The following is a 13,514-nucleotide window of genomic DNA, read 5'->3' on the forward strand; positions in this document are numbered from 1 at the left end:
GCCGCGTTCCTGACGCGAGGGCGCGCTGGCGCCAGCACTGGCGGTCATTGGCTTGAAATGCCTCTGAATTTGTCCGATATATAGGACGATTAAAAGATTTTTGATCGATGTATCAGACATTACTCGATGTTTGTCTTCCTGAGCAACCGATGTTCTTTCGTCGAAGAATGTCTGATATTCCAGGCAAATCCTTCTGAAGCGATTAAAGTATCGGACACCATGCCCAGAACCTTTCAGGCGCAGTTCCCGTCGATCGACAAGCAGGTGCGCGCATTGGCCGCGCGAATGCGCACGGCCCGGCTGCGCCGGCGCATCACCACCGTCCAATTCGCGGAGCGGGTGGGCATCTCGCGCGATACGCTCCATCGGCTGGAGTCGGGTGACCCCCACATCGCGTTCGGGACCTACATGCGTGCGCTGCGTGTCCTGGGCCTGGAGAAGGACATGGACGCCGTGGCCAGCGATGACGTCCTGGGCCGCAAGCTGCAGGACCTGGCGCTGGTTTCCCCCCGCACCCGACGGAGCGCGTCGCCTGCAAAGGCGCCGCCTGCCCATGGCGAAGAAGACTGAGCGCAGGTCGTACGAGGTCCATCTGGACGCGCCCGAATTCGGCCTGCGGCAGCAGGTCGGCACGCTGCACCGCCATGAGACCCGCACCGACGTGCCGCCGGCCTTCGAATACGCGCCGGCCTGGCTCCAGAGCGCGTCGTGCTTCATGCTCGATCCTCGGCTCGATCTCTACGGAGGCGAGCAGCATCCGCCCCGCGGAACAACGGCCTTCGGGATCTTCATGGACTCGGCGCCCGATCGCTGGGGTCGCGTCCTGATGGAGCGTCGGGAGGCCGTGGTCGCCCAGAGGGAAGGGCGCAAGATGCGCGCCCTGCAGGACCTCGACTTCCTGCTTGGCGTGCACGACCTGACGCGTTCCGGCGGGCTGCGCCTGCGTGCAGCGCCCGACCCTGCGCTGGCAAAGGCGGGCCGGGCGATCGCGCCGAATCCCTTCCTCGACGACAGCGCGCATGCGGCGCCTCCGGTGACCGATCTGCAGACCTTGGCGCATGTCAGCGCAATGCTCGAGGAGCCGGGTGTGGAGCGCATGCCGGAGTACGAACGTTGGCTGTCGATGCTCATCGCACCCGGCACCTCGCTGGGCGGCGCGCGGCCCAAAGCCAACTTCACCGAGACCGACGGTGCGTTGTGGATCGCCAAATTTCCCGCCCACGAGGATCGGCACGATGTCGGTGGCTGGGAGCACGTGGTGCACCAACTCGCTCGTCGCGCGGGCATCGCCGTGCCGGATTCCCGCGCACTCCGATTCGGCGAGGGCTACCGCACCTTCTGCGTGCGCCGCTTCGACCGCACGCCCGCCGGACGGCGCATGTATGCCTCGGCCATGACGATGCTGGAGCGGCAGGACGGCGAAGAGGGTGCGAGCTACCTGGACCTGGCCGAGTTCATCGCGGACAACGGGGCCAAGGGCCAGGTGGAGGCTGATCTGGCGCAGCTCTTTCGCCGCATGGTCTTCAACATCCTGGTCGCCAATCGGGACGACCACCTGCGCAACCACGGCTTCATCCGGGAGACCACGGGCTGGCGGCTCTCCGCCGCCTTCGACATCAACCCCAACCTTGCCAAGGCCGAGCATGCCCTGAGCATCGATGGGCACAACGCCTCGCCGGACATCGACGTCGCGCTGGCCACCGCCGAGCTCTACCGGCTCGACGCCGCCGCGGCCAGGGCCGTGCTCGACGAGGTGTCGAAGGTGGTCGGCACCTGGCGGGCCACGGCGGAAGCCCTGGGCATGGCCGGCACCGAGATGGCGCGAATGGCGCGGCTGTTCGAGTCCTGAGCAGGCCGCGGTTCACATTCACGCCATAATCCCGCCCCATGTCCACCCTGCGCCGCATCACCCTCCTGCACCGTTGCGTGCTGGCGTGGTTCCTGCTGTCGCTGGGCGTGGCGGTCGCCGCGCCCATCGTGCATCCGCAGGCGATGGAGCTGGTGTGCTCGACGGCCGGCATGATCAAGGTGATCGTGCAGACCGACGATGGCGCGCAGGAGCTTGGGACCGTCGGCACCGACTGCCCCTTGTGCCTGTTGGCCGGCGCGCCGCCGCCCACCCTCGCGCCGATGAAGGTCGCGGCACCGCTGCCGCTGGCCCGTGCGGTGCAGTCGATCCCCGCGGCACGCATCGCCGCCGCCACCGCCGCGCCGCTGCCGGCGCGCGGGCCGCCCTCTCTTTCCTGAAGTCCCATCGCTGCATCCCCCGCGTGCCTTGACGGCGCGCGTGCGGCTGCACCTTCGAGGGTCCGCGACCGTCCGATCCCGCATCGGCGGCCTCGCGGCAAGCGACTGCACAGCGCGCGGTCGCGTTCTTCAGTGAGTGAGTGTTTTCCATGTCCCGTTCTTCTTCCCTCGATCGCGCCCTGCGCGCGCGTCGTTCCCTTCTGGCCGCCGCATCGCTGATGGCCTGTGCCGGCGCGATGGCCCAGTCCGCCACCGCCTCGCTGCCGCAGGTCGAGGTCTCCGACGACGCCCCGCGCGGCAACGGCCGGCTCAACCTCGACACGCCGGCCGAGACCGGCAGCCGGCTCGGCCTGAGCGTGCGCGAGACGCCGGCCTCGGTCACGGTGGTCAACCGCGCCACCATCGATGCGCGCGGCGCGCTGGACACGCAGGAGATCCTGCGCGCCGTGCCCGGCATCACCGCGCACAACGCGCCGGGCTCGATCGGCGTGAGCTACCGCGGCTTCGGCAGCGGCTCGCTGTCGCAGATGTTCAACGGCATCAACGTGCAGTACTCGATCGCGGCGCGGCCGGTCGACAGCTGGATCTACGACCGGGTCGAGGTGATCGGCGGGCCGTCGAGCTTCTTGTTCGGCGCGGGCGGCGTGGGCGGCTCGATCAACTACATCACCAAGCTCGCAGAGCGCAGCGATTTCTCCGAAGTGCAGCTGCGCGCCGGCAGCAACGACTTGAAAGAGGCCTCGCTCGGCCTCAATCGCCGCATCGCAGGCGACGGCGGTGCCGGCAGCCACTACCTGCGCATCGACCTCAACCACCGCGACACCGGCAGCTGGACCGACGGCACCGATGCGCGCTCGACCCAGCTGGCCGCCTCGCTGCTGTCGGACCTCGGCGGCGGCCTGACCCACACGCTGGCCTACGAGTACCAGAAGGAACAGGTCGACCGCCCCTACTGGGGTACGCCGGTGCTCAATCCGGCCCTCGGTACGCTGAGCGTCGACCCGGCCACGCGCTTCAAGAACTACAACAGCGCCGACGGCATCTACGCGCAGGAAGTGCAGTGGCTGCGCTCGATCACCGAGCTGCGCGCCAGCGACACGCTGCAGTTCAAGAACACCTTCTACGTCTACGACGCGCTGCGCGACTACCGCAACGTCGAGAGCTACCGCTTCAATGCGAACAACAGCGCGGTGATCCGTTCGGGCGCGCTGCTGCAGCGCCATGACCAGACGATGGTGGGCGACCGCCTCGACGGGCTCTATCAAGGCAGCCTCGCTGGGCTGCGCAGCGATTGGTCCTTCGGGCTCGACCTGAGCCGCAACCGGCAGACGCGCTTCCCCAACAGCCTGCCGGCCACCGTGAGCACGGTGAACCCCTACCAGTTCACGACCGAGAACTTCTTCAACGTGCCGGGCATGCAGCCGGGCTTCAACCCCGACCGCAACAACGAGATCCAGACCACCGCGCTCTACCTGGAGAACCGCACCGCGCTGCGGCCTGCGCTCAACCTCGTGACGGCGCTGCGCCATGAGCGCATCGACCTCGAGCTCACCAACCAGCGCGCGGTCACGGCCGCCAGCCCCGCGAGCTTCAGCCGCAGCTACAGCCCGACCACCGGCCGCATCGGCCTGGTCTGGGACTTCGCGCCCGGCGCCAACCTCTATGTGCAGTACGCGACCGCGGCCGACCCGCCCTCGGGCGTGTTGTCGACGGCCTCCTTCTCCGACGTGATGAACAACAGCGAGCTCACGACCGGGCGCCAGTTCGAGATCGGCAGCAAGCTGGACTTCTGGCAGGGCAAGGGCACGGCCACCGTGGCGGCCTACGACATCACGCGCAAGAACATCGCCACGCAGGATCCGAACAACAGCGCGCTGACCGTGCTGGTGGGCCAGCAGTCGGCACGCGGCGTCGAAGTGGCGGTGGGAATCCAGCCCACGGCGCAATGGTCGCTGCAGGGCAACTTCACCTATGTCGACGCGCAGTACGACCAGTTCCGCCAGGGCGGCGTGTCGCTGGCCGGCAAGACGCCGACCAACACGCCCTCGACCGTGGCGAACCTCTGGGTGTCGTATGCGATCACGCCGGCCGTGCAGGCCAGCGTGGGCGTGCGCCACGTCGGCAAGGTCTATGCGGACGCCGCCAACACCATGAGCTGGCCGGCCTACACGCTGCTCGACCTGGGCCTGAGCTGGAAGATCAACCGGTCGGTCACGCTGGTCGGCCGCGTGCGCAACGCCACCGACAAGCTCTATGCGGCCAACGTGAGCAGCACCCAGGCCTACCTCGGCGCGCCGCGCACCGCCGACCTCACGCTGCGCGCGGCGTTCTGAAGAGGGCGACGCGATGCTGCCCCATGCCAAACGCTGGCTGTTCCTGGTCCACCGCTGGCTGGGCATCGTCGCGTGCGCCTTCTTCGCGATGTGGTTCGTCTCGGGCGTGGTGATGATGTACGTGGGCTACCCCAAGCTCACGGCCGAGGAGCGGCTGCAGCACCTGCCGCCGCTCGATGCCTCGGCGCCGCTGATGGGCCCGCGGCAGGCGCTCGATGCGGCGGGCCTGCAAGGGCCGCTGCAGTCGCTGCGCCTGGCCGCGGCCAGCGGCGGCCGCGCGGTGTACCTCGCGGTGCCGGCGCAAAAGCGCGCCTCGGTGGTGATCGACGCGCAGACCGGTGCCGTGCTGCGCGAGGTCGACCCGGCGCGCGTGCTGGCCAGCGCACGCGCCTATGCGGGCCCCGGCGTGGCGCTGCACGCCGACGGCACCATCGACGAAGACGCCTTCAGCCATTCGCGCGGCCTCGATGCGCACCGGCCGCTGCACCGCGTGCAGCTCGACGACCCCGCCGCCACCCGGCTCTACATCTCGGGCACCACCGGCGAGGTGGTGCGCGACGCGCCGCGCGCCGAGCGGCTCTGGAACTACGTGGGCGCCTGGATGCACTGGCTCTATCCCTTCCGCGGCAACGTCTTCGATCCCTACTGGGCCGACATCGTGAACTGGCTGTCGATCCTGGGCATCGTGGCCACGCTCGCGGGCACAGTCGTCGGCGTCATGCGCTGGCGCTTCGCCGGCCGCTACAAGAGCGGCTCGCGTTCGCCCTACCGCGGCTTCATGATGCGCTGGCATCACATCACCGGGCTGCTGTTCGCGCTGGTCACGCTGACCTGGATCTTCAGCGGCCTGATGTCGATGAACCCCTGGCGCATCTTCGACAGCGGCGCGCCCGCGCTGCGCGTGGCGGCAATGAACGGCGGGCCGCTGCTGATCGGCGAACGCGACGCGGCGCCCGCGGTGCTGCTGGCCGCGGCTGGGCGCGAAGTGCGCGAGCTGCAATGGGAACGGGTCGACGGCCGCACGCTGGTGCTGGCCCGCGGCGCGGCGGGTCGGCCACTGCTGCTGTCGTCCGGAGGCGAGCGGACGACGATCGATGAGACGGCATTGAAGGCGGCCGTGGCGCGCCTGCTGCCCGATGCGGTCGCGCGCATCGAGGTGCTCCGGGCCTACGACCTCCACTACTACGCACGCGATGCCCACACCATGATGGGCGGCACCGAGAAGCCGCTGCCCGTCTGGCGCGTGGTGTTCGACGATGCGAACAAGACCTGGGTGCATGTCGATCCTTCGACCGGCGCCGTGCTGGGCCGCAGCGACCGCACGCGGCGCGCGAGCCGCTGGCTGTTCGCGATGCTGCACAGCTGGGACTGGCTGCCGCTGCTCGAGCGCCGGCCGCTGTGGGACATCGTGCTGGTGCTGCTGAGCCTGGGCGGCGCGGCGTTGAGCCTGACCGGCGTGGTGATCGGCTGGCGTCGGCTGGGCAAGAAGCTCGGAGCCGCGAGAGCTTAGGCGCGCAGTGCTTCAGCGATGCGCTGCGCCGAACCGAAGGCCAGCGTGAAGCCCAGCGCGCCGTGGCCGGTGTTGAACAGCATGTTGGCCGGTGCGGCCGCGCGCCGGCCGATGATCGGCAGGCCGGTGGGCGTGGCCGGGCGCATGCCGGTCCAGGGGCTCAGGTCGTCGAAGCGCTCGATCTGCGGGAACACCGCGCGCGTGGCCGCGGCCAGCGTCTGGATGCGGTCGGCGGGGATGCGCGTGTCCTCGCCCACCAGTTCGGCCATGCCGGCCACGCGCAGCCGCGAGCCGATGCGCGCGAACACCACCTTGCGCGCGCTGTCGGTCACGCTCACGCGCGGCGCGGCGCCCACGGCCTCGTCCACCTCCAGCGTGATGCTGTAGCCCTTGAGCGGGTACACCGGCAGCGAGCTGCCGAGCTTGCGCCCCAGCCGGTGCGAGGCCGTGCCCAGCGCCATCACGAAGGCATCGGCCTCGACCGCGCCCGCAGTGCCGGTGCGCACCGCGGCCACGCGGTTCTGGCGGATCTCGAAGCCCTGCACCTCGGTGCCGAGCAGGAAGCGCACGCCGCGTGCGCGCAGTGCCTGTTCCAGCGCCAGGCAGACCTTGAGGCAATCGGCCGCGCATTCGCTGGGCGTGTGGACCGCGCCCGCGATGCGTGCCTGGTAGCCGGCCAGCGCCGGCTCGATCGCCACGCAGGCTTCGGGCGTGACCAGCGTCTGCGCGCTGCCCATGCGGCGCTGCAGCTCGACCTGGCGGCGCGCGCCCTCGAGGCCCTGGGCGTTCTGATAGAGCACCAGCTTGCCGGTGGCGGAGAAGTCGCAGTCGGGCGCGAGCTCGGCGCGCATGGCCTCGAAGCCCAGGCGGCTGGCCGCGGCCAGCGTGAGCAGCGCGGCCGTGCTCTCGCGCGAGGTCTGGGCGTTGCAGGCGGCCATGAACTCGATGCCCCAGCGCCACTGCAGCGGGTCGAGCCGAGGCCGCAGCTTGAGCGGGGAGTCGGCGGCCAGCAGCAGCTTGGGCAGCTGCTTCCAGATCGAGGGATCGGCCAGCGGCTGCACGTAGGAGTAGCTCAGCTGCGCGCCATTGCCGCCGCTCGCGCCCGCGCCGGGGGCGGCACGGTCGATCACGGTCACATCATGGCCGTCCTGTAGAAGCTGCCAGGCCGTGGCGAGGCCCACGATGCCGGCCCCCAGCACGCACACGCGCATGGCTCGTCCTTTTCCTGTTCGTTGTTGTCGATGCTGCAATGCCGCAACTCTAGGCGCGACGAGGCAATCGTGGAAATGCCAAAAGCACCCACACCCATAGCCGGAACGCATGGGTGGCCCCATGCATAACTTTGAGGCATGGGGCAGGGCGCAAAAGGAATGATGGCTTTTTCGTGACAGCTTCCTACACTGGCTGTCCGCGTCGGTCTTCGACGTCCTCCCCACCCGAACATTGAAAGGGCTCGCATGAAACTCTCCGTACTGATGGCTGCCATCCTGTTGACCGCCACCGGCGCCCAGGCGGCCGACACGTTGGCGAAGATCGCCGCGGCGAACAAGATCACGATGGCCTATCGCGAATCGTCCGTGCCCTTCAGCTACCTGGACGGCCCGAGCAAGCCCATCGGTTTCTCGGTCGACCTGTCGAACGCGATCGCGGCGGAAGTCAAGAAGAAGCTCAACAAGCCGAACCTCGAGATATCGTGGATGGCCGTGACCTCGCAGAACCGCATCCCACTGCTGCAGAACGGCACGGTCGACGTCGAGTGCGGCTCGACCACCAACAACAGCGCGCGCGGCAAGGACGTGTCCTTCGCGATCAATCACTTCTACACCGGCACCCGGCTGCTGGTGAAGACGAATTCGGGCATCAAGAACTACGCCGACCTCAAGGGCAAGAAGGTGGCGATCACCACCGGCACCACCAACATGCTGGTGGTGCGCAAGTACAACGAGGACAAGAAGCTCGACATCGACATCGACATCGTGTCGGCCAAGGACCATGCCGACGCGCTGCTGCTGGTCGAGAGCGACCGCGCCTCGGCCTTCGCGATGGACGACATCCTGCTGTACGGGCTGCGCTCCAACTCCAAGAGCCCGGCCAGCCTCGAGGTGGTGGGCGACGCGCTGCAGGTCGAGCCCTACGCCTGCATGCTGCCCAAGGACGACCCGCAGTTCAAGGCGCTGGTCGACGGCGTGATCGTCGGCCTGATGAAGTCGGGCGAGTTCGAGAAGCTCTACACCAAGTGGTTCCTGGGCCCGATCCCGCCCAAGGGCCTGCCGGTCGGCCTGCCGCTGAGCGACGAGCTGCGCGAGAACATCAAGACGCCGAGCGACAAGCCGGCGACCTGATGCGGGGGTGACTGACATGACGCAGGTGGTCGGCATCCTGGGAGGCATGGGCCCGGCGGCGGGCGCCGACTTCGTGCGGCTCTTCGTCGACGCCTGTGCCCAGCACATGCGCGCGGCGGGCGAGCCGGTGCGCGACCAGTCCTTTCCCGAGCACTGGCTCGCGCAGGTGCCGGTGCCCGACCGCAGCGGCGCGCTCGAGCGCACGGGCGAGGGCGCGCACCAGCCGCTCGAGCCGATGCTGCAGGCGCTGGGCCGGCTGGCCGCGCTGGGCAGCCGCGCGGTCGCGATCGCCTGCAACACCGCGCATGCCTGGCACGCCACGCTACAGCAGCGCTTTCCGCAGATCGAGTTGCTGCACGTGGCGCGCGAGGTCGCGGCCCACCTGTCGGCCCGCGGCGAGACCCAGGTCGCGCTGATGGCGACCGAAGGCACCTACCGCGTGCGCCTCTACGAACAGGCGCTGGCCGACAGCGGCCTGCCATGCCACCTTCCGACGGCCGAGGAGCGCCGCATGCTGATGCGCGGCATCTACGAGGGCGTGAAGGCCGGCGACCTGCCGCTGGCCGAGGCGCTGTTCTCCGAAGTGGCCCTGCGGCTCTCGCAGCGCCACGGCGACGTGGCCATCGTCATGGGCTGCACCGAGGTCCCGCTGGGCCTGCAGGGCGCGGCGGCGGTGCATGGGCTCAAGCTGGTCGATCCGGCCCGCGTGCTGGCATCCGCATTGGCGGAGCGCGCCTACGCCAGGGCTTAGGGATCTGCCCTACATTGCAGCAGCGCCCCTCGCGGCGCACGCCTGCCGGTGCCCCCTCGCACCGCGCATCCCCCTTTGCAATGTCCCGTCCCTTCCCAGGAGTGAGCATGTCTTCCCTCGACGATCCGCGTTCCGATCTGCAGGCCGATTTCGATTCGCTGCGCCCCGGCGACAGCAGCGCGCAGGGCGCGACACGCCGCACCGCGCTCAAGGCCGCGCTGGGCGTGGGCTATGCCGCCGCCACGCTGCCGATCGCGGCGCAGACCGCCATCACGACCTCCGACGACGGCCTGCAGGCCGGCCCGATCAGCTACACCGTCGACGGCTTCAAGGTGCCGGCCTATGCGGCCGCGCCCTCGGGCAAGACCGGGCTGCCGGTGATCCTCGTGATCCAGGAAATCTTCGGCGTGCATGGGTACATCGCCGACACCTGCCGCCGCTTCGCCAAGCTGGGCTACCTGGCCATCGCGCCCGAGCTCTACGCGCGCCAGGGCGATCCCCGCAACTACACCGAGATCCCCAAGCTGCAGAGCGAGCTGGTGTCGAAGGTGCCCGATGCGCAGGTGATGGCCGACCTCGACGGCGCGCTGCAGTACGCGGCGCTCAATGGCGGCGACGTGTCCAAGGCCGGCATCACCGGCTTCTGCTGGGGCGGGCGCATCGTCTGGCTCTACGCCGCCACGGGCAAGGTCAAGGCCGGCGTGGCCTGGTACGGCCGACTGGTCGGGCAGGCCAGCGAGAACACGCCGCGGCACCCGGTCGACGTCGCAGCCGCGCTCAAGGCGCCGGTGCTCGGTCTTTACGGCGGCAGGGACCAGGGCATTCCACTCGACACTATTGATAAGGTAAAATCAATTCTGGCGACCGGATCGGACGCCGCCAGGATTTCGCAATTCGTCGTGTACCCCGAAGCGGGCCATGCCTTCCATGCCGATTACCGGCCGAGCTACCTCAAGGCGCCGGCCGAAGACGGCTGGCAGCGCGCACTGGCCTGGTTCAAAGCCAACGGCGTCGCCTGACCCTTCCAGGGGCGGGCGAACGCTCCCGCCGGCATGACGAAAAGCCGCCCTTCGGGGCGGTTTTTGTTGGGGGATCGAACCCGCGGGCATCGCGCCCGTGCACTGAGAGAACGCAAGAAGAACATCATGAATTTGCTGATCATCCTGGCCGCCACCCTGGTCGCGGGCATCGGAAGCGTCTGGGTCGCCGCACTGCTGATGCGTGTGGGCGTGCGCAGCTCGGGCGGCGTCAACCCGCAGCACCTGCTGAGCCTGGCCGCGGGCGCGCTGCTGGCCACGGCCTTCATGCACCTGCTGCCCGAAGCCTTCGAGAGTGGCATCGAGCCCGCGATGCTGTTCGCCGCGCTGTTGTTCGGCGTGGTGTTCTTCTTCCTGCTCGACAAGGCCGAACTCTGGCACCACGGGCACGAGCACAACGCGGCGGAAACGCAGGCCGACGCACACGACCACCACGGCCATGGCCACGCGCATGGCCACGCGCATGGCCACGCGCACGCCCATGCGCCGCGTTCCGGCGGCTGGGCCGTGCTCACCGGCGACAGCGTGCATTGCTTCGGCGACGGCATCCTGATCGCCTCGGCCTTCATCGCCGACATGCGGCTGGGCCTGGTGGCCGCGCTGGCGGTGCTGGCGCACGAGGTGCCGCACCACATCGGCGACCTGGTGGTGCTGCGCCAGACCTCGGCCAATCCGCGTGCGGCCTTCCTCAAGGTCTCGCTGGCCGGCACCATGACCGCGCTGGGCGGGCTCGCGGGCTGGTGGCTGGTCGACCAGCTGCATGGCTGGCTGCCGTACTTCCTGGTGCTGGCGAGCAGCAGCTTCATTTACGTGGCGCTGGCCGACCTGATCCCGCAACTGCAGAAGCAGCTGCCGGCACGCCAGACCTTCGCGCAGATCGCCTGGCTGGTGGTCGGCATCGTGCTGGTCACGCTGGTGAGCCGGCTCGCGCATGGCGGGCATGACCATGGCCATGCACATGGTGGCGCAGGACATTCGCACAGCGAAGCGGCGCCCGGCGCCGACCCCAAGCACTGAGCGGGATCGGGTTGCATGCGCGCGCGAACAGGCGCAGCATGGGTCACCTCATTCCGTTCTTGCTGGAGACCCGTGCCATGACCGCTGCCGACCCGCGCCCGCGCACCGTACCGCCCTTGCTGGCGGACGATGCCAACGACCTCGACGACGCCGAAGAGAGCCTGGGCGACAGCCTCGATGTGTCCGAGCCCTCGGCCACCGACGAACTGTCGGAGGAGACCGGCATCGACCTCAGCGATGCGAGCGAACTCGACGCCGACAACGTGCCGGCGGACGAAGAGCACGACCGGATCATGCAGGCGCCGGACTGAGGGCGCCACGCGTCTTCACGGGGCCGCGCAGAGCCGGCCCCGCCTCTCTCTCCCCGTTTGAGGCCGTGCGTGCGCCGCGGAAGCATCCGGCGGCGCATCGCTGATCAGGGCCGTGGCTCGTCGCCGGGTCGACGGCCCTGCGGCGGCTGCGGATGCTGCTGGCGCGCCTGCTGCTCCTGCGCCTGACGTCGCTGCTGCTGCTGGGCCTGCTCCTGCTGTTGACGCTGCGCCTGCTCCTGCTGGTGGCGCTGCTGCAGCTGGGCCTGTTGTTGTTGCTGCTGTTGTTGATGGGCCTGCTCGGCTTGCCGGCGCTGTTGCTCCTGTTGCTGCCGTTGTTGCTGTTGTTGCGCCTGCTGCGCCTGAGCTGCCTGCTGCCGCTGCTGCTCCTGTGATTGGCGTTGCCGCTCCTGGGCCTGTTGCTGCTGTTGTTGCTGCTGGCGACGCGCCTGCTCCTGTTGCTGCTGCTGTTGTTGCGCCTGCTGTGCCTGCTGCGCCTGCGCTGCCTGCTGCCGCTGCTGCTCCTGCGATTGGCGTTGCCGCTCCTGGGCCTGTTGCTGCTGCTGTTGCTGCTGGCGACGCGCCTGTTCCTGTTGCTGCTGTTGTTGCTGCCGCACCTGGTCCTGCTGCCGCGCCTGCGCGTCGATCTGCTGGCGCCGTGCCTGCTCCTGCTGTTGGCGCGCCTGTTGCTGCTGGTCCTGCTGTACCCGCTGCTGTTGCTGCTGGCGCACCTGTTCCTGCTGCTGCCGCTGGCGCTGCTGCTCCTGCTCGACCCGGGCCTGTTCGCCGCGGCGCTGCTGGTCGGCCGCCTGCTGCTGCCTGCGCGCCTCTTCCTGCTGGCCCTGCTGCTGGCGTTGCTGCAACTGCTGGTTCTGGGCCTGCATCTGCTGCTGGCGCTGCTGTTCCTGCTGCTGCCGCACCTGGTCGCGCTGGGCCTGCATCTGCTGGTCGCGCTGGCGGGCCTGCTGGTCCTGCAACTGCCTTTGTTGCTGTTGCTGTTGCTGCTGGAACTGCCGCTGCTGTTCCGCCTGCACCAGTTGTGCCGAAGGCTGGGGCTGCGGCGGCTGGGGCTGCGGCCGCGGTGCGGGTGCGTTGTTGTTGTAGACGTTGCGGATGTTGTTATTGACGATGGTCTCCGAACGCGAGACGTAGGTCGACTGGTTGTAGATCACGGCCGGCCGGGCGGGCGGGCGCTGTTCCGGCGGCCGGCCATCGGGCCGGCGCGGGTCGCGGCCGCGGTCGCCCCAGTTCATGCCCCAGGCATTCCAGCCCCAGTCGTGGCGCTGGATCGCGCTGCCCACCACCACGCCGAGCCCGAAGGTCAATGCGCCCGCGGTGGCGATCTGCGCGTTGCTGTAGCGCGGCTCGACATAGACGGGCGGCGGCGGGGCATAGGCATAGCCCGGGTACACGGGCACCGGCTCGCCATAGATCCGCTGCGGGTCGTAGCTGGGCACGTAGACCAGGTCGGGCTGGGCCGGCGCGATGGTGATCAGCTCCGGCGGCGCCTCGATGATCGGCGGCCCCGCATAGATCGGCTGCGCGTTGGGGTCGGCCCGGTACACCGGCGCGACCGTCGCCGCGGCCACCTTGAGCTGCGGCGTGCTCTTGAGCCGGCCCGCGCGCTGGGCGCGGGTGCGCATCACCTGCACCGCGTTGAGCACGTCGGTCGGGTCGTTGTAGTAGGCCTCACCCAGCGCGGTGGTCCAGGGCAGGTTCTTCGCCATCTGGTCGAGCACCGTGCGGAAGGCGGTCAGCGACTTGATGCTCGGGTCCCAGGGCTGGCGCTCCGCGGCGTCGGCCAGGGGGCCGGCCTTGAGCTGCGCGTTCTGCGCGAGCCAGAGGTCGGCGGCCGTGACCTGGTCCGGGTAGGTGGCGCCGGCCAGCACCTGCGCCACCAGCTTGTCGGGGTAGAGCGCGATCGGCGCGACCAGCTGGGTCAGCTGTTCGGCGGTGGGCGGCACGTAGG

Annotated in this window: 12 protein-coding genes; 10 read left to right on the plus strand and 2 right to left on the minus strand. The window is 69.3% G+C overall.

Going from position 1 to position 13,514, the window contains the following annotated elements:
• Window positions 1-126 precede the first annotated feature (126 nt).
• The 5 genes from A9977_RS23475 to A9977_RS23495 all read left to right on the plus strand — a co-directional run bounded on the left by A9977_RS23475 (window position 127) and on the right by A9977_RS23495 (window position 6,090).
• A complete protein-coding gene (locus A9977_RS23475; protein ID WP_259652109.1) occupies window positions 127-570 on the plus strand; it encodes a helix-turn-helix transcriptional regulator in 444 nt (147 codons plus the stop codon).
• Entirely contained in the window at window positions 554-1,849 is a 1,296-nt protein-coding gene (locus A9977_RS23480) for a type II toxin-antitoxin system HipA family toxin (protein WP_183027249.1), read from the plus strand. Before A9977_RS23475 ends, A9977_RS23480 begins: the two co-directional genes overlap by 17 nt.
• A 38-nt stretch (window positions 1,850-1,887) precedes the next feature.
• Window positions 1,888-2,247, plus strand: coding sequence for a DUF2946 family protein (locus A9977_RS23485; protein ID WP_183027250.1), 360 nt, complete (start codon window positions 1,888-1,890; stop codon window positions 2,245-2,247).
• Between the two features lie 218 nt (window positions 2,248-2,465).
• On the plus strand, window positions 2,466-4,580 hold the full coding sequence (locus tag A9977_RS23490; RefSeq protein ID WP_259652118.1) for a TonB-dependent siderophore receptor: 2,115 nt from the start codon (window positions 2,466-2,468) through the stop codon (window positions 4,578-4,580).
• Between the two features lie 13 nt (window positions 4,581-4,593).
• Window positions 4,594-6,090 carry a PepSY domain-containing protein gene (locus A9977_RS23495; RefSeq protein WP_183027252.1) on the plus strand — a complete coding sequence of 499 codons (1,497 nt, stop codon included), beginning with the start codon at window positions 4,594-4,596 and terminating at the stop codon, window positions 6,088-6,090.
• On the opposite strand, the gene A9977_RS23500 is transcribed toward A9977_RS23495, so the two are convergent.
• The gene (locus A9977_RS23500; RefSeq protein ID WP_183027253.1) at window positions 6,087-7,301 is read right to left on the minus strand and encodes a D-amino acid dehydrogenase; all 1,215 of its coding nucleotides are present in this window, start codon (window positions 7,299-7,301) and stop codon (window positions 6,087-6,089) included. The genes A9977_RS23495 and A9977_RS23500 overlap by 4 nt on opposite strands.
• Before the next feature lie 246 nt (window positions 7,302-7,547).
• Here A9977_RS23500 and A9977_RS23505 point away from each other — a divergent pair, with 246 nt between their 5' ends.
• From A9977_RS23505 to A9977_RS23525, 5 genes are all read left to right on the plus strand, one after another.
• Window positions 7,548-8,432, plus strand: coding sequence for a transporter substrate-binding domain-containing protein (locus tag A9977_RS23505; RefSeq protein ID WP_183027254.1), 885 nt, complete (start codon window positions 7,548-7,550; stop codon window positions 8,430-8,432).
• Between the two features lie 16 nt (window positions 8,433-8,448).
• Window positions 8,449-9,183 carry an aspartate/glutamate racemase family protein gene (locus tag A9977_RS23510; RefSeq protein ID WP_183027255.1) on the plus strand — a complete coding sequence of 245 codons (735 nt, stop codon included), beginning with the start codon at window positions 8,449-8,451 and terminating at the stop codon, window positions 9,181-9,183.
• Window positions 9,184-9,290: 107 nt separating this feature from the next.
• Window positions 9,291-10,202, plus strand: a complete 912-nt coding sequence (locus tag A9977_RS23515) for a dienelactone hydrolase family protein (protein WP_183027256.1) — start codon at window positions 9,291-9,293, stop codon at window positions 10,200-10,202.
• A gap of 126 nt (window positions 10,203-10,328) precedes the next feature.
• The gene (locus tag A9977_RS23520) at window positions 10,329-11,237 is read left to right on the plus strand and encodes a ZIP family metal transporter (RefSeq protein ID WP_183027257.1); all 909 of its coding nucleotides are present in this window, start codon (window positions 10,329-10,331) and stop codon (window positions 11,235-11,237) included.
• A gap of 77 nt (window positions 11,238-11,314) precedes the next feature.
• Entirely contained in the window at window positions 11,315-11,548 is a 234-nt protein-coding gene (locus tag A9977_RS23525) for a hypothetical protein (protein ID WP_183027258.1), read from the plus strand.
• A gap of 104 nt (window positions 11,549-11,652) precedes the next feature.
• On the opposite strand, the gene A9977_RS23530 is transcribed toward A9977_RS23525, so the two are convergent.
• The coding region (locus tag A9977_RS23530) for a DUF3300 domain-containing protein (RefSeq protein ID WP_183027259.1) at window positions 11,653-13,514 on the minus strand (1,862 nt) is incomplete at its 5' end.

Origin of the sequence: Variovorax sp. UMC13 (genome assembly GCF_014170375.1) — a bacterium.
GTDB lineage: Bacteria > Pseudomonadota > Gammaproteobacteria > Burkholderiales > Burkholderiaceae_C > Variovorax.

Bases quoted from the DNA above. Each gene is read 5' to 3' on its own strand.
- A9977_RS23525 (WP_183027258.1), top strand. From the start codon at position 11,315: ATGACCGCTGCCGACCCGCGCCCGCGCACCGTACCGCCCTTGCTGGCG.
- A9977_RS23510 (WP_183027255.1), top strand. From the start codon at position 8,449: ATGACGCAGGTGGTCGGCATCCTGGGAGGCATGGGCCCGGCGGCGGGC.
- A9977_RS23515 (WP_183027256.1), top strand. From the start codon at position 9,291: ATGTCTTCCCTCGACGATCCGCGTTCCGATCTGCAGGCCGATTTCGAT.
- A9977_RS23480 (WP_183027249.1), top strand. From the start codon at position 554: ATGGCGAAGAAGACTGAGCGCAGGTCGTACGAGGTCCATCTGGACGCG.
- A9977_RS23500 (WP_183027253.1), bottom strand. From the start codon at position 7,301: ATGCGCGTGTGCGTGCTGGGGGCCGGCATCGTGGGCCTCGCCACGGCC.
- A9977_RS23490 (WP_259652118.1), top strand. From the start codon at position 2,466: ATGGCCTGTGCCGGCGCGATGGCCCAGTCCGCCACCGCCTCGCTGCCG.
- A9977_RS23520 (WP_183027257.1), top strand. From the start codon at position 10,329: ATGAATTTGCTGATCATCCTGGCCGCCACCCTGGTCGCGGGCATCGGA.
- A9977_RS23485 (WP_183027250.1), top strand. From the start codon at position 1,888: ATGTCCACCCTGCGCCGCATCACCCTCCTGCACCGTTGCGTGCTGGCG.
- A9977_RS23505 (WP_183027254.1), top strand. From the start codon at position 7,548: ATGAAACTCTCCGTACTGATGGCTGCCATCCTGTTGACCGCCACCGGC.
- A9977_RS23475 (WP_259652109.1), top strand. From the start codon at position 127: ATGTTTGTCTTCCTGAGCAACCGATGTTCTTTCGTCGAAGAATGTCTG.
- A9977_RS23495 (WP_183027252.1), top strand. From the start codon at position 4,594: ATGCTGCCCCATGCCAAACGCTGGCTGTTCCTGGTCCACCGCTGGCTG.